Annotated in this window: 20 protein-coding genes; 15 read left to right on the top strand and 5 right to left on the bottom strand. The window is 73.3% G+C overall.

From position 1 onward, the window contains the following. Positions 1 to 30: 30 nt before the first annotated feature. Positions 31 to 1749 (bottom strand): dihydroxy-acid dehydratase, encoded by a 1719-nt coding sequence (locus tag BDZ31_RS19490; RefSeq protein WP_221243190.1) that lies wholly within the window; start codon positions 1747 to 1749, stop codon positions 31 to 33. Next, positions 1746 to 3212, bottom strand: coding sequence for an NAD-dependent succinate-semialdehyde dehydrogenase (locus BDZ31_RS19485; protein ID WP_221243189.1), 1467 nt, complete (start codon positions 3210 to 3212; stop codon positions 1746 to 1748). Before BDZ31_RS19485 ends, BDZ31_RS19490 begins: the two co-directional genes overlap by 4 nt. Before the next feature lie 185 nt (positions 3213 to 3397). Between BDZ31_RS19485 and BDZ31_RS19480 the strand changes: the two genes are divergently transcribed. The 13 genes from BDZ31_RS19480 (at position 3398) to BDZ31_RS19420 (ending at position 18308) form a co-directional block, all read left to right on the top strand. Continuing rightward, on the top strand, positions 3398 to 4579 hold the full coding sequence (locus BDZ31_RS19480; RefSeq protein WP_183344220.1) for an ABC transporter ATP-binding protein: 1182 nt from the start codon (positions 3398 to 3400) through the stop codon (positions 4577 to 4579). Positions 4580 to 4688: 109 nt separating this feature from the next. Further along, positions 4689 to 5855, top strand: coding sequence for an extracellular solute-binding protein (locus BDZ31_RS19475; RefSeq protein ID WP_183344218.1), 1167 nt, complete (start codon positions 4689 to 4691; stop codon positions 5853 to 5855). A gap of 24 nt (positions 5856 to 5879) precedes the next feature. Beyond that, entirely contained in the window at positions 5880 to 6800 is a 921-nt protein-coding gene (locus BDZ31_RS19470; protein ID WP_183344216.1) for an ABC transporter permease, read from the top strand. Next, on the top strand, positions 6797 to 7672 hold the full coding sequence (locus BDZ31_RS19465; RefSeq protein ID WP_183344214.1) for an ABC transporter permease: 876 nt from the start codon (positions 6797 to 6799) through the stop codon (positions 7670 to 7672). Before BDZ31_RS19470 ends, BDZ31_RS19465 begins: the two co-directional genes overlap by 4 nt. A 26-nt stretch (positions 7673 to 7698) precedes the next feature. Beyond that, entirely contained in the window at positions 7699 to 9837 is a 2139-nt protein-coding gene (locus tag BDZ31_RS19460; RefSeq protein ID WP_221243188.1) for a hydantoinase/oxoprolinase family protein, read from the top strand. Further along, positions 9834 to 11705 (top strand): hydantoinase B/oxoprolinase family protein, encoded by a 1872-nt coding sequence (locus BDZ31_RS19455; protein ID WP_183344210.1) that lies wholly within the window; start codon positions 9834 to 9836, stop codon positions 11703 to 11705. The genes BDZ31_RS19460 and BDZ31_RS19455 overlap by 4 nt, the downstream gene beginning before the upstream one ends. A 115-nt stretch (positions 11706 to 11820) precedes the next feature. Then, a complete protein-coding gene (locus BDZ31_RS19450) occupies positions 11821 to 12342 on the top strand; it encodes an Lrp/AsnC family transcriptional regulator (RefSeq protein ID WP_221243187.1) in 522 nt (173 codons plus the stop codon). A 131-nt stretch (positions 12343 to 12473) separates the two neighbouring features. Beyond that, a complete protein-coding gene (locus tag BDZ31_RS19445; RefSeq protein WP_183344206.1) occupies positions 12474 to 13610 on the top strand; it encodes a mandelate racemase/muconate lactonizing enzyme family protein in 1137 nt (378 codons plus the stop codon). Between the two features lie 79 nt (positions 13611 to 13689). Then, positions 13690 to 14034 carry a cupin domain-containing protein gene (locus BDZ31_RS19440; protein WP_183344203.1) on the top strand — a complete coding sequence of 115 codons (345 nt, stop codon included), beginning with the start codon at positions 13690 to 13692 and terminating at the stop codon, positions 14032 to 14034. Positions 14035 to 14120: 86 nt separating this feature from the next. Then, positions 14121 to 15275 (top strand): acyl-CoA dehydrogenase family protein, encoded by a 1155-nt coding sequence (locus tag BDZ31_RS19435; protein ID WP_183344201.1) that lies wholly within the window; start codon positions 14121 to 14123, stop codon positions 15273 to 15275. Positions 15276 to 15287: 12 nt separating this feature from the next. Next, positions 15288 to 16049, top strand: a complete 762-nt coding sequence (locus BDZ31_RS19430) for an SDR family NAD(P)-dependent oxidoreductase (protein WP_183344199.1) — start codon at positions 15288 to 15290, stop codon at positions 16047 to 16049. Then, positions 16046 to 17233 (top strand): acetyl-CoA C-acyltransferase, encoded by a 1188-nt coding sequence (locus tag BDZ31_RS19425; protein ID WP_183344197.1) that lies wholly within the window; start codon positions 16046 to 16048, stop codon positions 17231 to 17233. Before BDZ31_RS19430 ends, BDZ31_RS19425 begins: the two co-directional genes overlap by 4 nt. A gap of 55 nt (positions 17234 to 17288) precedes the next feature. Beyond that, positions 17289 to 18308, top strand: coding sequence for a bile acid:sodium symporter (locus BDZ31_RS19420; RefSeq protein WP_183344194.1), 1020 nt, complete (start codon positions 17289 to 17291; stop codon positions 18306 to 18308). Here the strand turns inward: BDZ31_RS19420 and BDZ31_RS19415 are convergent. Together BDZ31_RS19415 and arsB are read right to left on the bottom strand one after the other, a co-directional pair. Further along, positions 18305 to 18700: an arsenate-mycothiol transferase ArsC gene (locus tag BDZ31_RS19415; protein WP_183344192.1), complete on the bottom strand. Its 396-nt coding sequence runs from the start codon at positions 18698 to 18700 to the stop codon at positions 18305 to 18307. The two genes, BDZ31_RS19420 and BDZ31_RS19415, sit on opposite strands and share 4 nt — an antisense overlap. Beyond that, positions 18700 to 19842 (bottom strand): ACR3 family arsenite efflux transporter, encoded by a 1143-nt coding sequence (gene arsB / locus BDZ31_RS19410; protein WP_425492744.1) that lies wholly within the window; start codon positions 19840 to 19842, stop codon positions 18700 to 18702. The genes BDZ31_RS19415 and arsB overlap by 1 nt, the downstream gene beginning before the upstream one ends. A 53-nt stretch (positions 19843 to 19895) precedes the next feature. Between arsB and BDZ31_RS19405 the strand changes: the two genes are divergently transcribed. Together BDZ31_RS19405 and arsM are read left to right on the top strand one after the other, a co-directional pair. Next, positions 19896 to 20249: an ArsR/SmtB family transcription factor gene (locus BDZ31_RS19405; RefSeq protein WP_183344189.1), complete on the top strand. Its 354-nt coding sequence runs from the start codon at positions 19896 to 19898 to the stop codon at positions 20247 to 20249. 32 nt (positions 20250 to 20281) lie between these two features. Then, entirely contained in the window at positions 20282 to 21100 is an 819-nt protein-coding gene (gene arsM / locus BDZ31_RS19400) for an arsenite methyltransferase (protein WP_183344187.1), read from the top strand. Between the two features lie 228 nt (positions 21101 to 21328). Here arsM and BDZ31_RS19395 read toward each other — a convergent pair whose 3' ends face one another. Next, positions 21329 to 22243, bottom strand: coding sequence for a sodium:calcium antiporter (locus BDZ31_RS19395; protein WP_183344185.1), 915 nt, complete (start codon positions 22241 to 22243; stop codon positions 21329 to 21331). Positions 22244 to 22369 lie beyond the last annotated feature (126 nt).

Raw genomic sequence — 22369 nt, 5'->3', positions numbered from 1 at the left:
GCGCGGCGTCCGGTCGGTCGCCGGCCGCTGTCAGCTGCCGGCGGCGCTCGGCTCCACCTCCCCGCCGGCGAGGAAGTCGAGGTCGGCGCCGAGATGGGCCTGCTCGACGTGCTGGTGGTAGAGGCGTCGCCAGCCGCGCTCCGGCGGCGGCGGCAGCGTGAGCGCGGCGCGGCGGGCCTCCAGCTCGGCGTCGTCGAGCAGCACGTCGACGCGGCCGCTCGGGACGTCGAGCGAGATCACGTCGCCGTCGCGCAGCAGCGCCAGCGGGCCGCCGATCGCTGCCTCCGGGCTGCAGTGCAGCACGGTCGTGCCGTAGGCGGTCCCGCTCATGCGCGCGTCGGAGACGCGGACCATGTCGCGCACGCCCTGGAGCGCGAGCCTGCGCGGGATCGGCAGCGAGCCGGCCTCGGGCATGCCGGCGCCGACCGGCCCGGCGTTGCGCAGCACGAGCACGTGGTCGGGCGTGACGTCGAGGTCGGGGTCGTCGAGCTTCGCGGTCGCCTCGGCCGGCGAGTCGACGACGATCGCCGGGCCCTGGTGGACGAGCAGCCGCTCGCTCGCGGCCGCGACCTTCACGACCGCGCCGTCGGGCGCGAGGTTGCCGCGCACGATCGCGAGCGCCCCGGTCGGGCCGAGCGGATCCTCCAGCGGCCGGATCACGCGGTGGTCGACGTAGCCGTCGCGGGCGCGGAAGGCGGCGATCCGCTCCGCGAGCGTCGTGCCGGTCACGTCGACGACGGAGGTGTCGAGCAGCGGTTCGAGGATCGACAGCAGCGCCGGCACCCCGCCGGCCTTGTGCATGTCCTCCAGGTAGCCGGCGCCCGACGGCTTGCAGTCGACCAGCAGCGGCACGCGCGCGGCGATCCGCTCGAAGTCGTCGAGCGTCAGGTCGACGCCGGCCCGCCGCGCGATCGCGAGCAGGTGGACGATCGCGTTGGTCGAGCCGCCGATCGCGTTCAGGACGGCGATCGCGTTCTCGAACGCCGGCCGCGTGAGGATCCGCTTCGGGCGCAGGTCGGCGGCCGCCTGCTCGACGGCGCGGCGGCCGCTGGCGACGCCGATCCGCAGCCGGTCGGCGCTCGGCGCCGGGGCGGTCGCAGAGCCGGGCGGCATCAGGCCGAGCGCCTCGACGACGCAGGCCATCGTCGACGCCGTCCCCATCACCATGCACGTGCCGGCGGTCGGGCAGAGCGCCTGCTCGACCTCCTCGATCTGGCCCGCGTCGATCTCGCCGCCGCGGTGGGAGCTCCACAGCCGACGGCAGTCGGTGCAGGCGCCGACGCGCTGGCCGCGCCAGCTGCCGGCCATCATCGGCCCGGTCACGACGAGCACCGCCGGCACGTCGGCCGACGCCGCCGCCATCACCTCGGCGGGAACGGTCTTGTCGCAGCCGCCGAGCAGCACGACCGCGTCCATCGGCTGGGAGCGGATCGACTCCTCGACCTGCATCGCCATCAGGTTGCGGAAGAGCATCGCGCTCGGCGAGGTCTGGATCTCGGCGAGCGACATCGCCGGGAAGACGAACGGCATCCCGCCGGCCTGCAGCACGCCGCGTCTGACCGCCTCGACCAGCTTCGGCATGTCGCGGTGGCAGGTCGTGTAGTCCGAGGAGGTGTCGACGATCCCGACGACCGGCCGGTCGAGGTCCTCGCGGTCGATCCCCGCGCTTGCCAGGAACGAGCGGCGCAGGAAGCGGCTGAAGCCGTCGTCGCCGTAGCTCGTCAGGTTCTTGAAGACGCCGCCGCTCACAGCTCGATCGCCATGTACTTGGTGACGAGATAGTCCTCGATGCCCTCGGGCCCGCCCTCGCGCCCGAAGCCCGAGTCCTTGACGCCGCCGAACGGCGCCTCGGCCGTCGCGATCGCGAACGTCCCGACTCCGACCATGCCGGCCTCCAGCCGCTCGGACGCGAGGAACGCCGTGCGGGTGCTCGTCGTGAACACGTAGCTGGCCAGACCGAACGGCGTCGCGTTGGCCTGCGCGATCGCGTCGTCGAGCGTGTCGAAGGTCGCGATCGGCGCGACCGGCCCGAACGGCTCGGTCGTCATGATCGCCATCTCCGACGTCACGCCGGTCAGCACCGACGGGGCGTAGAAGTTGCCGGGGCGGTCGAGCGCGGCGCCGCCGAGCCGGACGGTCGCGCCGTGGCCGACCGCGTCCTCGACCAGCCCGTGGACGGCCTCCAGCTGCCGGCGCGTCGTCAGCGGCCCGACCTCGGTCGCCGGGTCGGCGCCGGGGCCGACCGTCAACCCGCTCGCCGCCTCGACGAACGCCTCCTGGAACGCCTCGGCGATCGGCGCCTCGACGAGGAAGCGGGTGGGGGAGGCGCAGACCTGGCCGGCGTTGCGGAACTTCGCCGCGACGGCCGCCTGCGCGACCGCGCGCGGGTCCGCGTCGGCGAAGACGAGCACCGGCGCGTGGCCGCCCAGCTCCATCGCGCTCGGCTTGACCGCCTCGGCGGCATGGTGCAGCAGCGTGCGGCCGACCGGCACCGAGCCGGTCAGCGACACCTTGCGGATCGTCGGCGAGGCGATCAGGTGGGCGCTGATCGCCGCCGGGTCGCCCATCACGACGTTCAACGCGCCGTCGGGGAGGCCGGCCTCCACGCACGCCTGCGCGAGCCGCAGCGCCGACAGCGGCGCCTCCTCGGCCGGCTTCAGCACGACCGAGCAGCCGGCCGCGAGCGCCGCCGCGAGCTTGCGGCCGGGCAGCAGCAGCGGGAAGTTCCAGGCGGTGAAGGCGGCGATCGGGCCGATCGGCTCACGCCGCGTCAGCAGCCGCCGGCCGTCGCTGCGGCCGTCGAGCAGCCGGCCGTAGATGCGGCGGGTCTCGTCCGCGTACCAGTCGAATTGGTCGGCGGTCGCGAGCGTCTCGGCGCGGCTCTCGGCGAGCGGCTTGCCCTGCTCGAGCGTCATCGTCAGCGCGAACAGCTCGACGTCGCGGCGCATGATCGCGGCGACCCCGCGCAGCACCTCGCTGCGCCGCCACGCGTCGGTGGCGCGCCATCGCTCGAAGCCGAGCGCGGCCGCGCCAAGCGCGGCGTCGAGGTCGGCGGTCGTCGCCCGCGGCAGGTGGGCGACCGGCGCGCCGCCGGACGGGTCCTCGACGGCGAAGCGGTCGCGCTCGGACGCGCCGATCCAGCGGCCGTCGATCAGCAGTCCCGGCGAGGTGAGTCCCTGCAAAGCCGGCGATTCGGTGTGCGCTGGCTGCACCCGCGCTCTCCCTCCGTGTCGTGGCGTCGAACGAACTTGGCCGTTTGCGTAAAACGGCCAAAAGGCGAGGTTCAGTTTCGCATATGCATAGTCAAACTCAAGTTCTTGACGAATATGCGCAACCGTGTTTAGGGTTCACCGGGCAAATGCGAACCGCCCACCAGGAGAGAGCAGGACGCGACGCGATGAGTGCTGCGAGAGCCGCCACCGGATCGACGCCGACCGACCGCCCCGCTGCTGCCGCGACGGCCCGCGAGGGCGCGGCGCCGGCCGTCTCGGTCCGCGACGTGACGAAGGCCTTCGAGGGCCACCAGGCCGTGCGCGGCGTCAGCTTCGACGTCGGCAGAACCGAGTTCTTCGCGATGCTCGGCCCCTCCGGCTGCGGCAAGACGACGACGCTGAAGATGATCGCCGGCTTCGAGCAGCCGACCAGCGGGGAGATCGCGATCGCGGGCCGCGTCGCCAACGGCGAGCCCCCGTTCAAGCGCGACGTCAACACCGTCTTCCAGAACTACGCGCTGTTCCCGCATCTCTCGGTGCGCGACAACGTCGCCTTCGGGCTGCGGATGAAGGGCGTCGGACGCCGCGAGCGTGCGAAGACCGCCGAGGAGGCGCTCGAGCGCGTCGGGCTGAAGGGCTACGGCCGCCGCCCGGTCCCCGGCCTCTCCGGCGGCGAGCAGCAGCGGATCGCGGTCGCCCGCGCGCTCGTCAACCGGCCGGCGGTGCTGCTGCTCGACGAGCCGCTCGGCGCGCTCGACCTGAAGCTGCGCCAGGCGATGCAGAGCGAGCTGAAGCAGATCCAGCACGACGCCGGCATCGCCTTCGTCTACGTCACGCACGACCAGTCGGAGGCGCTGACGATGGCCGATCGGATCGCCGTCATGCACGGCGGCCGCGTGATGCAGATCGGCGACCCGGTCAGCATCTACGAGCGCCCCGAGAACCGCTTCGTCGCCGACTTCATCGGCGAGTCGAGCTTCCTCGAGGCGACCGCGCTCGGCATGCGCGGCGACGATCGCGTCGAGGTCGAGCTCGCGGGCGGCGCCGTCGTCTGCGGCGTCGGCGGCGCGCGCCCGCGCGGCAGCGCCGTCACCGTCGCGATCCGGCCGGAGAAGGTCCGGCTGGCGGCGGCCGGCGACGACGACGCCGGCAGCGCCGAGGAGAACGCCGTGACCGGCGTCGTCACCTCGGCCGTCTACGGCGGCAGCGACACCGTCTACGAGCTGCTCGCCCCCGGCGGGACGCTGAAGGCGCGGGTCGCGATGGACCCCGGGCAGGGGCATGGCGTGTCGACGTACGCGGTCGGCGACCGCGTCTGCGCGCGCTTCGCGGTCGCGGCGACGGTCGCGATCGCGCCTGACGCATAGGGCGCGGGCCGCCGCCGGCCGCTGCGCGCACCGGCGCAGCGCCGGCGGCCGCCCGCGCGCGAGAGGCGGCAGGAGGAGATCAGGTGATGCAACGAGGAAAGGACGCAGGGTGAAGGTTCCCAGCAAGCTGAGAGCTGCCTCGACGCTGGCGGCGCTCTCGCTGACCGCGCTGACGCTCGCCGCGTGCGGCGGCAGCGACGACGACGGCGCGGCGACGTCGGCCGCCGCCGACGGCGGCACGACGACGGGCGCGAGCGCGAACGCCTCGATGGAGACGATCAGGCAGTGCCCCGTGCTGAACATCATCACGTGGGAGGGCTACGCCAACGACGCGTACGTCAGACCGTTCGAGGAGAGATACGGGATCGAGGTCAAGCCGACCTACGCCTCCTCCGACACCGAGCTGGTCGCGAAGGCGGCGACGCAGAGAGGCGCCTTCCCGGTCGTCAGCGTCAACGGCGCCGTGCGCGGGCGGCAGGCGGCCGCGGGCGCGATCCAGCCGCTCGACGTCTCCAAGCTCGAGCACTACGACGGCGCGCCGCAGCAGCTGCGCGACGCGCTCGTGATCGACGGCGAGACGTGGGGCACGCCGCAGAACTGGGGCGTCAACCCCTTCATCTACGACAGCAGCGTCCTGAGAGCCGACGAGGTGACCGGCTACGACGTGCTCTGGAACCCGGCGCTGAGAGGCAAGGTCTCGCTCTGGAACGAGGTCTCGCTGCTGTACATCGGCGCGACCGTCCTCGGCTTCAACGACGACGTCTTCGACCTCAGCGACGAGCAGCTCGACCAGATCAAGGAGAGAATGCTGACGCTCGCGCCGCAGGTGCGCACGACGTGGAACTCCGGCGGCGAGCTGGTGCAGCTGTTCACCAACGGCGAGGTCGCCGCGTCGCCGGGCTGGGCGTCGATCTACACGCAGCTGGCGAGAGAGGGCGGCGGCAGATTCGCGCAGGCCGTCTTCGAGGACTCGGGCGCGAACGCGTGGGTCGACGGCCTCGGCATCGGCGCCGACATCTCCGAGCCGTGCAAGGAGGCGGCCTACGCCTGGATCAACTGGATGACCGATCCGGAGATGCAGGCGACGCTGGTCAGAGAGACCGGCTACGGCCCGGCGCAGCCCGAGGCCGCCAGATTCCTCTCCAGAGAGCTGGCGGAGGAGAGCGGCGCGACGAGAGCCGAGGAGCTGCTGAGAAAGGGCATCGTGCGCGTCGACCCGGCCCGCCCGGACGTCTACCAGCGCTACACCGACGAGATCGTGGCGGGCTTCCGCTAGATCGCGACCGGAGCAACCCTCGCCATGTCACTGATCCGCCGCCATCGCTGGCTGCAGGGAGCGATCCTGCTCGGCCCCGCCGCAGCCTGGGCGCTCGCCTTCATCGTCGTCCCGACGGTGCTGGCCGTCTGCATGAGCTTCTGGAAGATGCGGGACTTCCGCCTCGTCAAGGAGTGGAACCTCGACAACTACTCGACGTTCCTGGAGGGCGACATCTACTGGCGGGGGTTGCTCAACGCGCTGCAGAACGGCGCGATGGCGGCGGCGCTCGCCGTCGCGCTCAGCCTGCCGCTCGCGCACTTCATCCGCTTCCGCGTCAGACGCCACAAGACGCTCTTCATCGGCGCCGTCGTGGTGGCGCTGTGGCTCGGCTACCTGCTGCGCGTCTTCGGCTGGCGGGTGCTGTTCGGCGCCAACGGCGTCCTCAACACCTTCCTGATGGACGTCGGCATCACGCAGGAGCCGCTGTCGTTCCTGATCTTCAGCCGCTTCGCGATCGTGCTGACGCAGACGCAGCTGGCGATGCCGTTCGCCTTCATCCCGATCTACGCCGCGCTGGAGCGGGTCCAGCCAAGCCTGCTGCAGGCCGCCGGCGACCTCGGCGCGCGCCGCTGGCGCCAGTTCGTCAGCGTCGAGCTGCCGTTGATCGCCCCGGCGCTGGTGATCGGCGCGACCTTCGCCTTCATCCTCGCCTTCGGCGACTACTTCGCGACCTCGTTCGTCGGGCCGCCGTCGGCGACGCAGACGATCGGCAACCAGGTCGCCGACAACTTCCGCGCCACGATCAACTGGCCGATGGGCGCGGCGCTGGGCACGATCATGATGCTCGCGATCCTGCTCGTGCTGACGCTGCCGGCGCTCGCGACGCGCCTGTGGCGCCCGGCCGGCCGCCGTCGCCGCGACGCGGCGGCCCCTGACACGACCGACGAGGGAGCGCTCGCATGAGCACGACGATCGAGTCGCCGGCGCCGGCGCGGCCGGCCGGGCCGGCCCGCCCCTCCGGCGCCCGCCGCGCCGCCCTGGCGCTGCGCGGACGGCTGCCGGGCCTCGCGCTCGACGGCACCGTCGCGCTGATCTACCTGTTCCTCTACCTGCCGGCGATCGTGATCGCGGTCTACGCCTTCAGCGCCGGCAGAACGATGAGCTGGCCGATCGACGGCCTGACGCTGAGCTGGTTCGAGACGGCCTACAGCGACGACGGCCTGATGGAGGGCCTGCGCAACACGCTCAAGGTCGCCTCGATCAGCACGGTCGCGGCGCTGCTGCTCGGCGTCCCGGCCGGCTTCGCGCTCGACCGCTTCGACTTCCCCGGCAAGGCGCTCTTCCAGCGCATGCTGATGGCGCCGTTCCTGGTGCCGGGCGTCGTCTCGGGCATGGCGCTGCTGTCGCTGTTCCTCGAGCTCGACGTGAGACTGTCGCTGACGACCGTCGTGATCACCCACACGACGATGCTGCTCGGCGTCTTCGTGATCCTCACGGTCGTCACGCTCCAGCGCTGGGACCGCTCCTACGAGCAGGCGGCGATGGACCTCGGCGCCAACGAGCTGCGGACCTTCTGGTTCGTCGTGCTCCCGAACATGAAGAGCGCGCTGATCGGCGCCGCGCTCCTGGGCCTGACGGTCTCGCTCGACGAGATCACCCGCACCTTCTTCGTCACCGGCACCGACAACACGCTCCCGATGGTCGTGATGTCGCGCCTCAGAACCGAGCTGAGCCCGGCGATCAACGCGATCGGCACGACGATCATCGGGATCTCGCTGCTGGGCCTCCTGATCTGGTCGCTGCTGTTCCGCAAGCGCGGCGCGACACCCCTCTGAACATGACTGGCAGAAAGGAAGACGCTGTGGACGGCAGCTCTCCCGGCACGTTCCGTGTCGGCATCGACATCGGCGGCACCTTCACCGACTTCACCGTGATCGGCGACGACGGCTCGGTCAGCCTGTGGAAGCAGGCGACGACCAGCGACGACCCGTCGCGCGCGATCGCGGAGGGGCTGGAGTGGGTCGCCGCCGGGCTGAGACTCAAGACGCCCGAGTTCCTCGAGCGCGTCTCGCTGCTCGTGCACGGCACCACGGCCGGCACCAACGCGGTGATCCAGCGCAACGGGCCGAAGGTCGGCCTGCTGGCGACCGAGGGCTTCCGCGACATCCTCTACTTCCGCGACGCCTTCAAGCCGGAGCGGTTCAACATCCACCTCGAGCATCCCGGCGGCTTCGTCGAGCGCAACCTGCGGCTCGGCGCCGTCGAGCGGATCGCGCCCGACGGCGAGGTCGTCACGCCGCTCGACGAGGCGTCGGTGCGGGCGGCCGCCGAGACCTTCCGCGCCGAGGGCGTGAGGGCGGTCGCGGTCGCCTTCCTGTGGTCGGTCGTCAACCCCGCGCACGAGCGCCGCGCGGCCGAGATCCTGCGCGAGGAGCTGGGCGACGTCGACGTGCTCTGCTCCTCGGACATCCTGCCCGAGGTCGGCGAGTGGGAGCGGACCTCCTCGACGGTCCTGAGCGCCTACATCCTCCCGGTGATCAAGGCGTACATGCGCAAGGTCGAGGACCACCTCAGCGGCCTCGGCCTCGCCCACCCGCTGCTGATCATGCAGATCAACGGCGGCTGCGCCTCGGTCGACGAGGTGCTGCGGCGGCCGGTCAACGCCGTCCACTCCGGCCCCGCCGCCGCCCCCGCGGCGGCCGCGTGGTACGCGCGGGAGCTGGGCGAGGACGACCTCATCACCGTCGACATGGGCGGCACCAGCCTCGACGTCTGCGTGATCGTCGGCGGCCAGGCCGGCATGTCGCGCAAGCTCCAGGTCGAGTCGCAGCCGATCGGCGTCCCCGGCGTCGACGTCCACTCGATCGGCGCCGGCGGCGGCTCGATCGCATGGGTCGACAACGGCGGCGCGCTCCGTGTCGGCCCGCGCAGCGCCGGCGCGACCCCGGGCCCGGCGGCCTACGGCGCCGGCGGCACGGAGCCGACCGTGACCGACGCGCACGTCGCGCTCGGCCGGCTCGCGCCCGAGGCATTCCTCGGCGGGCAGCGAAAGCTCCACGACGACCGCTCGCGCGACGCCGTCGAGCGCGCCGTCGGCGAGCCGCTCGGCCTCGACCTGATCGCCGCCGCGGGCGGCATCCTGCGCGTCGTCAACGCCAACATGGTCGGCGCCGTGCGCGCCGTCTCGGTCGAGCGCGGCATCGACCCGCGCGGCTTCACGCTCGTCTGCGGCGGCGGCGCCGGCGGCCTGCACGCCGCCAGCCTCGCCCGCGCGATCGGCATGAAGCGGGTGCTGATACCGCGCGAGGCCGGCACCTTCTGCGCCTTCGGCATGACCGTCACCGACGTCCGCCACGACCACTCGCGGGCGCTCCACGCCGTCTCCTCCGACGAGCGCTTCGAGGAGGTCGACGCCGCCTTCGCCGAGATGGAGGCCGAGGCGCGCGAGCGGCTGGAGGCCAGCGGCTTCGGCCCCGACCAGATCGAGATCCAGCGCTCGGTCGACGCCCGCTACGTCGGCCAGGTGCACGAGATCACGATCCCGGTCCCGCCTGCGGAGGCGTACGGCCCGACGCAGATGCGCGAGATCGAGGAGCGCTTCAACGCCGAGCACAGACGCCACTTCACCTACGCCCGCGAGGGGCTGCCGATCGAGTTCCTGCACTGGCGCGTCACCGGCGTCGGGCGGATCCCGGAGACGAGACAGCCGGCGCCGGCGCGCGGCGACGGGAGAGCGCTCGTGCCGGCCGGGACGCGCGGCGTCTGGTTCGAGGAGGTCGACGCCGTCGTCGAGACGGCCGTCCACTGGATGGAGGCGCTGTCGCCCGGCGACCGCATCAGCGGCCCGGCGATCGTCCAGTCGTCAACGACGACGATCGCCGTCAACCCCGGCGACGTGCTGTCGGTGCTCGACAACGGCAGCTACGCGATCGACGTCGACATCGAGAGCGCCGCCGCCGCCCAGCTGACCACGACGACCACGACGGGAGCGAACAGATGAGCGCCACCCAGACCGACCCGGTCCTCTTCAGCGTCCTGCTCGGTCGCTTCAACAGCATCGTCAACGAGATGACGCTGACGCTCGAGTACTCGGCGTGGACGTCGATCCTCGCGCTCAACCGCGACTTCTCGTGCGCGATCTACGACGCCGAGCCGCGCCAGCTCTGCATGTACGACGCGCTGCCGTCGCACACCGCCTCGCTGCAGCTCGTGCTGCGCGAGATCGCCCGCACCTTCGAGGGCGACATCCACGAGGGCGACGTCTTCGCGTGCAACTCGCCGTACCGGTGGAACTCGCACGTCGGCGACCTCGTCACCGTCGCGCCGGTCTTCGTCGACGGCCGCCACCTCTTCTGGTCGGTCACGAAGGGCCACCAGATGGACACCGGCGCGACCGTCCCCTCCAGCGTCAGCGCGGTCGTGCAGAACGTCTGGCAGGAGGGCCTGCACATCCCGCCGCTGAAGCTGTACGACAGAGGGGTCAAGCGCGACGACGTCTTCGACCTCTACCTCTCCAACGTCCGCTACCGCGAGCACTCCGAGGGCGACCTGCTGGCCCAGCTCGGCTCGGTCGAGAAGGGCCGCGAGCGGCTGGTCGAGCTGGTGCGCGAGTTCGGCGCCGACGTCGTCACCTCCTACGCGGAGCAGATGCTCGCCTACTCCGACCGCCGCATGAGCGAGGAGATCGCGGCCGTGCCGGACGGCGAGTACCTCGGCGAGGGCTGGGTCGACACCGACGGCTACGACGCCTTCGACATCCCGATCAAGGTGAAGGTGACGGTCGACGGCGAGCAGGTGAGGATCGACCTCGACGGCAGCGGCGCGCAGGCGAGGGGCGGTGTCAACGGCTCCTACGCGACCACCCAGGCCGCGGCCTCGATCCCGTTCATGCAGTACATCGATCCCGACATCCCGCACAACGACGGCTGCCTGCGCCACATCGAGTGCTACGCGCCGGAGGGGACGATCGTCAACGCGCGCTTCCCCGCGGCCACCTCGGCGGCGACGATCGTGCCGTCGGACGCGATCCAGGACACCGTCAACAAGGCGATGGCGGCGGCGCTGCCGTCGCGCGTGCCGGCCGGCGGCGCCCGCTGCGGCAACACGCCGCAGCTCGCCGGCGTCGACGCGCGCACCGGCGAGCCGTGGGGCGTGATGCTGTTCAACGGCACCGGCGGGGCCGGCGGCACCGAGGGCGCCGACGGCTGGCCGCTGGTCGAGTCGATCGGCGCGGCCGGCGGCGTCAAGGCGCAGCCGGTCGAGCAGCTGGAGCTGCTCTACCCGATCCGGATCGAGCGGATGGAGATCGAGACCGACTCGATGGGCTTCGGCGCCTTCAACGGCGGCCCGGGCGTGCGCTGCGAGGTGCGCCCGATCGCCGGCGAGATGGAGTGCATCACCTTCGGCGACAACTACGCCAACCCGCCCCACGGCGTGCTCGGCGGGACGCCCGGCATCGGCGGCGGCATGTACGTCGAGCAGGCGGCGGACGGCAGCCGCGCCTTCTTCACCGCGACCGCGCACGTGGTCGTGCGCGAGGGCGACCTGCTCGTCGGCGTCTCGACCGGCGGCGGCGGGTACGGCAACCCGATCGAGCGCGATGCCGAGCGCGTGCGCCGCGACGTGCGCGACGGGCTCGTCAGCCGCACGGCGGCGCGGGCGCTGTTCGGCGTCGTGCTCTCCGACGACCCCGATCCGGTGCTCGACGCGGAGGCGACGGCGGCGCTCCGGGCGGAGCTGGCGGCGGTCGAGCGGCCGCTGGTCGACCCGCAGGAGCCGGGCGCGGCGACGTGGCTGGAGGAGACCCGGCGCGAGGGCGACCGCTACCTCGTGAACCCGAAGGGGGTCGTGGTAGGAGACGATGACTGACGCCCGGCGGACAGCTTCCGCAGACACGTCTCCGCACGCCGCGATCTTGGCGCCCAGCCCATCGCACCTTGATACCGTTCGATCCCACCACGCGGACGATCGTTAGGTGCCTTCGATGGGGGACAACGGCCAGAACGGCCACAACGGTGCCACGCAACGTCGCCGCGCAGTGCGCGGCGACGTCGCGCCGACGCTCGATCAGCTCGACCGCGACATCTTCGACGCGCTCCACCGCAACGGGCGCGAGTCGATCCGCAACGTCGCGAACGCGCTCGGTGTCTCCGAGGCGACGATCCGCAACCGCTTCGGGGCGATGGTCGAGGCCGACGCGATGCAGGTCACGGCGATCGCCAACCCGAGCGGGCTCGGCTACGAGTCGATGGCGATGCTGGCGATCTCGACGACCGGCGTGTCGGACAAGGTCGGCAAGGAGATCGCCTCGTGGGCCGAGTCGAGCCTGGTCGTGATGACCGCCGGCCACCACGACGTGATCGTCGAAGTCGTCTGCAGAGACCGCCAGCACCTGCTGGAGCTGATCAACCGCGTGCGCGCGATCGACGAGGTCACCTCGACGGAGACCTTCGTCTATCTCGACATGATCAAGCAGACCTACGACTGGAGACCGACCTCCGAGTGATCCGGCCGGCGGCGCCGCGCGCCGCCGGCCGCACCGGAGTCGACGACGGCGCCCGCGCGCCGTCCCGTCGCCGCCTGCGCGCGGCGACGCCGCGCGCGGGCTGCCGCCGGTCGGGTCGGGAAGGGAGAGCGATGAGGATTGAAGCGATCGAGGCGACCGCGCTGCGGATCCCGCTTCGCCAGACGACGTCGTTCTCGACGCGCCGCGTCGAGCACCGCGACTACGTGCTCGCGCGCGTGCGGGCCGACGACGGCCGCGAGGGCGTCGGCTACACCTACGCCGGCAACGACGGCGGCCTGTGGGTCGCCGAGGCGATCGAGCAGCTGATCGCGCCGGCGCTGGTCGGCCGCGACGCGCTCGCGATCGAGGAGAACTGGGACCTCGTCCACCGCGAGCTGCTGCTCGCCGGCCGCCGCGGCGCCGTCGTGCGGGCGCTCAGCGCCGTCGACATCGCCGCCTGGGACCTGCTCGGCCGCTGCGCCGGGCTGCCGCTGCGGACGCTGCTGGGCGGCGGCGGGAGCTCCGGCGACCGCGTCGACGCCTACGCCAGCGGCGGCTACTACCGAGCCGGCGACGCGGTCGAGAACGTCGTCGCGGAGGTGCGCCGCTACCAGGCGCTCGGCTTCACCAGATACAAGATGAAGGTCGGCGGCCTGCCGCTCGCCGAGGACGTCGCGCGCGTCGCGGCGGCGCGCGAGACGCTCGGCCCGGACGGCTGGCTGGCGCTCGACGCCAACAACGCGTGGCGCACGAGCGAGGAGGCGCTGCACGCCGCCCGCGCCTTCGCGCCGCACGACATCTGGTGGCTGGAGGAGCCGCTGCTGCCCGACGACGTCGCCGGTCACGCGCGGCTGTCGCGCCGCTCGCCGATCACGATCGCGACCGGCGAGATCGAGGCGACCCGCTGGGGCTTCGCCGAGCTGCTGCGGGTCGAGGCGTGCGAGATCCTCCAGCCCGACGTCTGCGTCGCCGGCGGCGTCACCGAGTGGAGCAAGATCGTCCACGCGGCGCAGGCGGTCGACCGTTCCGTCGCGCCGCATTGGCACGCCAACCTCCACGCCCAACTCGCCGCCGCCAGCGCCAACTGCGTCGTCGTCGAGTACTTCGCGCTGGAGGAGGACGTCTACAACTTCGAGCGCGTCGTCGCCAATCCGCTGCGCGTCGAGGGCGGTCAGATCGTCCTCGACCAGACGCCGGGGACCGGCGTGCTGCTCGACGGCGAGGCGGTCGAGTGCTACACGCTGCGCCGCGGCGCCCGGAGCCGCTGACGCGCGGAAGGACCGTCCGCATCCACCCGTCGGCGGCGTGAGCCTTCGCCGTCGACCGACCACGAACAGGAGCACTGACATGGCGATGCACCGCATGGAGACCGCCGGGGCCGCGTTGACGCCGGCCGGCAGAAAGGCGACGACGATCGCCGGCGACCCCGTCGAGGCGTGGACCGCGCTGTACGAGGACGAGCGCGTCGAGGTCGGCGTGTGGGAGTGCACGCCCGGCTCGTTCACCTCCCACTGGGACGGCCGCACCGAGTCGATCCACGTGATCTCGGGCGAGGGGACGCTGATCGAGGAGGACGGCACCCGCCACGAGCTGACCCCCGGCGCGCTCGTCGTGATGCCGGCCGGCGCCAGAGGGACGTGGGAGATCCGCGAGACGATCGTGAAGAGCTACACGATCGTGCAGAGCGGCTGAGCGCGGCGGCCCGGGCGCGGCGCGCCCGGGCCGCGCCCCGATGCCGTCAATCGTACCCTGGTATCTCGGCTGGTACTGTGCCGGGCATGCCCGCAGATCGCTTGCTCCCAGATGACGAGTCGGCCGCGATCGTCGCGCTGGCGCGCGACTTCGCCGCCGCCGAGCTGGCGCCGCGCGCCGCGGCGGCGGAGGAGGCCGGCGCCTTCCCGCGCGAGCTCTTCCGCGAGCTCGGGAGGCTCGGGATCCTTGGCATGCCCTACCCGGAGGAGCTGGGAGGCGGTGGGCAGTCCTACGAGGTCTACCTGCAGGCGCTCGAGGAGCTGGGCGGCGCGTGGGCGAGCGTCGGGGTCGGCGTCAGCGTCCACGTGATGTCGTGCTATCCGCTCGCGACGTGGGGCAGCGACGAGCAGCGCGAGCGGTGGCTGGGGGAGCTGCTCGCCGGCGACCTGCTCGGCGCCTATGCGCTGTCGGAGGCAGAGGCCGGCTCCGATCCCGGCGCGATGCGCGCCCGCGCGACCCGCGTCGCGGACGGCTATCGCCTCGACGGCTCGAAGGCGTGGGTCACGCACGGCGGCGAGGCCGACTTCTACACGCTCTTCGCCCGCACCTCCAAGGACCGCGCGCGCGGGATCTCGTGCTTCCTCGTCCCGGGCGACGCGCCCGGCCTCGCCGCGCAGGCGCCCGAGCGCAAGATGGGCCTGACCGGCTCGACGACGGCGACGGTCGACCTCGACGCGGTCGCCCTCGACGCCGACCGCGTGATCGGCGCCGAGGGCGACGGCCTGTCGATCGCGCTGCAGGCGCTCGACAGCGGCCGGCTCGGGATCGCCGCCGTCGCGGTCGGGGTCGCGCAGGCGGCGCTCGACCACGCCGTCGCGTACGCGAGAGAGCGCAGAACCTTCGGCAAGGCGATCATCGACCATCAGGGGCTCGGCTTCCTGCTCGCCGACATGGCCGCCGCGACCGCCTGCGCGCGCGGCGTGATGCTCGACGCCGCCCGCCGCCGCGACCGCGGCCTGCCGTTCTCCCAGCAGGCGTCGATCGCCAAGCTGGTCGCGACCGACACGGCGATGAAGGTCACGACCGACGCCGTCCAGGTGCTCGGCGGCTACGGCTACACGAAGGAGTTCCCGGTCGAGCGGCTGATGCGCGAGGCGAAGGTGATGCAGATCTTCGAGGGAACCAATCAGATCCAGCGGCTCGTGATCGCCCGCCACCTCGCGCGCGGCGCCGGGCGTTGAGAAGGAGAGCAGATGTCGGTTGACGGGATGAGCGCGATCGTCTTCGGCGGCGCGTCGGGACTGGGCGAGGCGGCCGCGCGGCGGCTCGCGGCAGACGGCGCGCAGGTCGTCGTCGCCGACCTGGCCGCGGAGCGCGCCGAGGCGGTCGCGGGCGAGATCGGCGGCCGCGCCGTCGCGACCGACGTGACCGACCCGGCGGCGGTCGAGGCGGCGGTCGCGGCTGCGCACGCGGCCGACGGCGGCCTGCGGATCGCGGTCGTCAGCGCCGGGCTCGGCACGCCGGCGAAGCTCGTCGGCCGCGACGGCGCGACGCCGCTGGACGCCTTCGCGCGCGTGATCGAGGTCAACCTGCTCGGCACGATCAACGCGCTGCGCGTCGCGGCCGCGGCGATGGCCGGCAACGAGCCCGACGCCCGCGGCGAGCGCGGACTGCTCGTCGCGACCGCGTCGATCGCCGCCTACGAGGGCCAGGTCGGGCAGGTCGCCTACGCGGCGTCGAAGGGCGGCGTCGTCGGCCTGACGCTGCCGATCGCGCGCGAGCTGGCGCCGCGCGGGATCCGGCTGGTGACGATCGCGCCGGGCCTCTTCGACACGCCGCTGCTGGCCGGCCTGCCGCAGGCGGCGCGCGACTCGCTCGCCGGCACCGTCCCGTTCCCGGCGCGCCTCGGCGAGCCGGAGGAGTACGCGAGCCTCGTCGCGTACGCGGCCGCCAACCAGATGCTCAACGGCACCGTGATCCGGCTCGACGGCGCGCTGCGGATGGCGCCGCGATGAGCGCCGCCGACCGCCGCACCGTCGTCCTCGGCTGCGCCCGCACCGCGATCGGCAGGCTCGGCGGCGCGCTCGCCGCGGTGCCGGCGCCGCAGCTCGGCGCCGTCGCGATCAGGGGCGCGCTCGATCGCGCCGGGGTCGCGCCCGGGCAGGTCGAGCACGTCGTCGCTGGCACCGTCGTGCAGGCGGGGCAGGGATCGGTCCCGTCGCGCCAAGCCCAGCTCGCCGCCGGGATCCCCGACGCCGTCTCCTCCGAGACGGTCAACAAGGCGTGCGCCTCCGGGTTGCGCGCCGCCGCGATCGCCGACCAGGCGATCCGGGGAGCGGACGCGGATGTGGTCGTGGCGGCCGGGATGGAGTCGATGTCGCGCGCTCCGCACCTGCTGCCCGACATGCGCTTCGGCCTGCGCAAGGGCGATGCCGAGGTGCTCGACGCGCTGCTGCGCGACGCGCTCCGCAGCCCGTGGAGCGGCCGCACGATGTACGAGGAGGCGACCGCCGTCGCCGACCGCCTCGGCATCGAGCGCGCCCGTCTCGACGCCTGGGCGCTGCGCTCGCACGAGCGCGCGATCGCCGCCGCCGACGCCGGCGCGACCGCGGAGGAGATCGTCCCGGTCGCCGTTCCGGCGCGCCTGGGCGAGACGGTCGTCGAGCGCGACGAGTCGCCGCGCCGCGACACCAGCCTCGCCGCGCTGTCGGCGCTGCCGGGGCTCGTCGGCCGCGACGGCTCGCACACCGCCGGCAACTCGCCCGGCGTCAACGACGGCGCCGCCGCGCTGGTGCTCGCCAGCGACCGCTGGGCGCGCGCCAACGGCCGCGAGCCGCTCGCGACCGTGGTCGGCCACGCGCAGGTCGCCGGCGACACCGGCGTGATCGCGACGGTCCCGGCCGAGGCGGCGGCGAAGGCGCTTGCGCGCGCCGGCATCGCCGCTGCCGACGTCGACCTGTGGGAGATCAACGAGGCGTTCGCGTCGGTGACCGTCCACTCGACCGACGCGCTCGGCATCGACCCCGAGCGGGTCAACGTCAACGGCGGGGCGGTGGCGCTCGGCCATCCCGTCGGCGCCTCCGGCGCCCGCATCGTCGGCGCGCTCGTGCACGAGCTGCGCCGCCGCGGCGGCGGCCTCGGCGTCGCCGCGATCTGCTCGGCCGGCGGCCAGGGCGACGCGCTGATCGTGCGCGTCTGAACGGCGCGCGGGACGAGCGACCGCGCACCTGGCCGCACGCTCTACCGTTGCGGTCGTGGCGGACCTCCGGACCTCACCTGCGGCGCGGGGGCGCCGCGTCGCCGAGCGCCTCGAACGTCGGCAGGTCCCCGTCTACCTCGGCGCGCTCGTCGCGGGCGGGCTGATCGGCGCCGCGGCGCCGGCGGCCGAGGGGGCGTTCGAGGCGGCGATCTACCCGGTGCTCGGCGCGCTGCTGTACGTCACGTTCCTGCAGGTGCCGTTCGACCGGCTGCGGGAGGCGCTGCGCGACCGGCGGTTCCTGCTGGCCGCGCTCGGGTCGAACTTCGTGATCGTGCCGCCGGTCGCGTTCCTGCTGAGCCGCTTCGCGCCGGGCGGGACGGCGGTCGAGGTCGGGGTGCTGATGGTGCTGCTGACGCCGTGCATCGACTACGTGATCGTCTTCACGCGGCTGGCCGGCGGCAGCGAGCGGCGGCTGCTCGCCGCCGCGCCGCTGCTGATGCTCGCGCAGATGGTCCTGCTGCCGGCCTTCCTCTACCTGTTCGTCGGCCCCGACCTCGCCGACGTGATCGACCCAGTGCCGTTCGTCGAGGCCTTCCTCGTGCTGATCGTCCTGCCGCTGGCACTCGCGTGGGCGACCGAGCTGTGGGCCGCGCGCGGAGGGCTCGGCACCCGCGTCAGAGCGGCCGCAGACCTGACGCCGGTCGCGCTGATGGCGCTGACGCTGCTGGTCGTCGTCGCCTCGCAGTGGCCGCGCGTGCAGGACGACCTCGGCGACGTCGCCGGCGTCGTCCCGATCTACGTCGCGTTCCTGATCGTCATGGCCGCCGTCGGCGTCGCGCTCGGCCGCCGGCTCCGCTTCGACGCCGGCGCCGCCCGCGCGCTGGTCTTCACCGGGGCGACCCGCAACTCGCTCGTCGTGCTGCCGCTCGCGCTCGCGCTCGGCGACCGGTACGCGCTCGCCGCGGCCGTCGTCGTCACGCAGACGCTGGTCGAGGTGCTCGGCATGGTCGCCTACGTCCGCGTCGTGCCGCTGCTCGTTCCCGACGCCGCGCGCGCGACGCGCCGACGGCGTTAGCGCTCGAGCTCCGCGAGCAGCGTTCTGACGCGGCGAGCGATCTCGTCGCGGATGGCGCGGACGGCGTCGAGGTCTCGGCCGTGGGGATCGGTGAGGTCCCAGTCGAGGTAGCGGCGGCCGGGGATGTAGGGGCAGCTGTCGCCGCAGCCCATCGTGACGACCACGTCGGCCCAGCGGGCGTCGTCCTCGGTCAGCCGCCTCGGGGTGCGGTCGGCGAGGTCGACGCCCAGCTCGCGCATGACGGCCACGACCTCGGGATGGACGTGCTCGGCCGGGGACGTGCCGGCGGAGCGGGCGGCGTGGCCGGTGTCGGCGGCGGCGCGCTCGAAGAGGGCGTGGCTCATCTGGGAGCGGCCGGCGTTCTGGAGGCAGACGAAGAGGACGTTGGCCATCAGCTGGTCTCCTCGGCGAGGCGGGCGCGGCGGTCGGGGCGCGCGTCGTGGTCGGTGGTGAACCAGCGGCGTCGCAGCCACAGCGCGACGTAGACGAGCGCGACGAGGACGGGGACCTCGATCAGCGGGCCGACGACGCCCGCGAGCGCCTGGCCGGAGGTCGCGCCCCAGACGCCGACGGCGACGGCGATCGCCAGCTCGAAGTTGTTGGAGGCGGCGGTGAAGGCGAGCGTGCTCGTGTGCGGGTAGCCGAGCCGCAGCCAGGCGCCGGCGGCGAACGAGACGGCGAACATGACCGCGAAGTAGACGAGCAGCGGGATCGCGATGCGGATCACGTCGAGCGGTTCGCTCGTGATCGCGTCGCCCTGGAGCGCGAACAGCATCACGATCGTGAACAGCAGCCCGTAGAGCGCGACCGGACCGATCCGGGGCAGGAACCTCTGCTCGTACCACTGCGCGCCGCGTCGCCGCAGGCCGATCACGCGTGTGGCATACCCGGCGAGCAGCGGGATGCCGAGGAAGATCAGCACGGTGCGCGCGACCTCCCACATCGAGACCTCGAAGCCCTGGGAGTCGAGGCCGAGCAGGTCGGGCAGGCCGGTCAGGTAGACCCAGCCCAGCAGGGAGTAGGCGACGATCTGGAAGAGCGAGTTGATCGCGACGAGCAGCGCGGTCGCCTCGCGGTCGGCGCAGGCGAGGTCGGTCCAGATCAGGACCATCGCGATGCAGCGCGCGAGGCCGACGACGATCAGGCCGGTGCGGTACTCGGGCTGGTCGGCGAGGAAGATCCACGCGACGGCGAACATCAGCAGCGGACCGACGATCCAGTTGAGGACGAGCGAGCTGACGATCAGCTTCCGACCACCGGCTTCGCCGGCGGTGCCCCCGCCGAGCCGGCCCAGCTCCTCGTAGCGGACCTTCGCCAGCACGGGGTACATCATCAGCAGCAGGCCCAGCGCGATCGGCAGCGAGACGGTGCCGATCTGGAGCGAGTCGAGCGCGTCGTCGAAGCCGGGGATCAGCGCGCCGAGGCCGAGGCCGGCGGCCATCGCGACGGCGATCCAGAGCGGGAGGAAGCGGTCCAACGTCGAGAGGCGGCCGATGACGGCTGGCTCCTCGGCGTGCGGGGTGGCGGCGGTCACGGCACGGAGGCTATCCATTGACATTCATCACTTCAATCGATATTCGTAGATAGATGAGCGTCGATCTGGAGCTCGCCCCGAAGACGAAGCGCCCGCCCGGGGAGCCGTGCTGCGAGCCGGTCGTCTATCCCGACGTCGACCGGGAGCAGGCGATCCAGCTCGCGGAGGTCGCGAAGGCGCTCGGCGACCCGATCCGGCTGCAGCTGGTCGACGTGCTGCGCAAGCACGCCGGCAAGGTCTGCGTCTGCGAGCTGGTGCCGCTCTTCGACGTCAGCCAGCCGACGCTCTCCCATCACCTCAAGAAGCTGCGCGCGGCCGGAATCGTCGACTCCGAACGTCGAGGACTGTGGGCCTACTACTACGTCCGGCCCGATGCGCTCGGCGCGCTCTCCGCGTGGCTGAGCTGACCGACCCGAGCACCCGAAGGAGGCCGATCGCGATGGCCGAGAAGACCACCACCACCACCGAGACGAGCGACGTGCGCGAGGTCGTGCGCGAGCGCTACGCCGCCGCCGCGCTCGCCGCCGGCAGCCCCGTCGAGTCGGCCGGCTGCTGCGGGCCGACGGTGGGCGGGGCCGTGTCCACGACCGACGCGCGCGGCTGCGAGGTCTTCGGCGCCGCCCTCTACGGCGACGCCGGCGCGGATGCGCCCGAGGCGGCCGTCGCCGCCTCGCTGGGCTGCGGCGTGCCGACCGCCGTCGCCGACCTGCACGACGGCGAGACCGTGCTCGACCTCGGCTCCGGGGCCGGCGCCGACGTGCTGATCGCCGCCCGCCGCGTCGGCCCGAGCGGGAAGGCGATCGGGCTCGACATGACCGACGAGATGCTCGTCCTCGCGCGACGCAACGCCGCCGACGCCGGCCTCGACAACGTCGAGTTCGTCAAGGGCTACATCGAGGCGATCCCGCTCGCGGACGCCTCCGTCGACGTCGTCATCTCCAACTGCGTCCTCAACCTCTCCGGCGACAAGCCGAAGGTGCTCGCCGAGGCGGCGCGCGTGCTGCGCGACGGCGGCCGCTTCGCGATCTCCGACGTGATCGCCGACGAGCAGATGGACGACGCCACCCGCGCCGACATGCGGCAGTGGACCGGCTGCGTCGCAGGCGCCCTGACCCGCGCCGAGCTCGAGCGGGCGCTCGCCGACGCCGGCCTCGCCGAGGTCGAGATCAGGGAGACCCATCGCGTCCACGAGCACGCCGCCGCCGCGATCGTCCGTGCCCGCAAGCCCGCGGGACCGCGGCGGCACGGCGTCGCCTGACAAGCCACGTCCCGAACCGAGGCTGGCGCAGCGCCAGCGACCCGGTCGCCAGCGCGACGGCCGCCTCCACGACCATGAACGCCGCGGTCAGGCCGAACGCCAGCGCCAGCGCGCGCTTGTGCCGGCCGCCCGCCGTGACCGCGCTCGCATGCTGGTGGCCTTCGCCCATCGGCGGCAAGCCTACTTCCGGTCGGGCGGCGAGCTGCTCGAACGGGTCGGAGCTCCCCGTCAGGCGGCGAGCGCGCCGGCGGCGTAGAGCGCGTACGCGGCGACGAGCAGCGCGCCCTCGGGGCGGCCGAGCCGTCCGCGGGCGAGCAGCGCGCCGGCCAGCAGGGCGGTGACGGCGAGCGCGGGGAGGTGGTAGTGGACGACGGTCGCCGGCACGTCGATCGGACGCACGAGCACGATCGCGCCGAGCGAGCCGGTGAGCAGGAAGACGAGCGTGCCGAGCGCGTTGCCGACGCTCAGCTCGGGGAAGCCGCGGAATGCCGGCAGCGCCTCCAGCACGATCTCCTCGAACGAGACCGCGGCGGCGACGACGAGCAGCCCGAAGACCGTCTCGGACAACCCGAGCTGGGAGACGACCCGGCGCGTGCCGAAGACGAGCAGCTCGGCGCCGATCACCAGCCCGGCGACGCCGCCGGCGATCCGCGGCACGAGCAGCCGGGGGAGGGGCGTCGCCTCGGTCCGCGGCGGCTCGTGTCCGCGACGGCGCAGGAACACGGCGGCCGCGAGCGGGAGGAACGCGGCCAGCAGGATCGCGCCGTCGACGCGCGACAGGCGCCCGTCGGCGGCGAGCGCGATCGCCAGCGCGGTCGCGATCGCGGCGACCGCCAGCAGCGCCGCCGGCGGTCTGACGGCGAACGGCGCGACGAGCGCGGCGACGCCGAGGCCGACCGTGACGAGGAAGATGCTCGCGCCGATCGAGGTGCCGAGCGCGGTGCCGGGCAGGTCGTCGAGCGTGGCCGCGATCCCGGCCGCCGTCGACTCGACGTCGAGGCTGAGCACGAGCGCGCCGAGCAGCACGCCGGACAGCCCCGCCGCGAGCGCCCAGGCGCGCAGCGTTCTGACGAGCCCCTCGACCGACTCGACCAGCAGCCAGATGCCGCCGCCGAACGCCGCCAGCCCGAGCGCCAGGCGCATGGATCCACTCTCTCCGCGCCGGAGCGGCGGCAAACCGCGGCACGCCGGCCCGGCGCGGCCGCGTGTCGGGGCGCGGACGGCGCGCCCGCGGCGGCGTTCGCGCGCCGTCCGCTCGGCAGCGGCGCG

This window comes from Conexibacter arvalis, assembly GCF_014199525.1.
Taxonomy (GTDB): domain Bacteria; phylum Actinomycetota; class Thermoleophilia; order Solirubrobacterales; family Solirubrobacteraceae; genus Conexibacter; species Conexibacter arvalis.
This window is presented reverse-complemented; position numbering and strand designations above follow the sequence as displayed.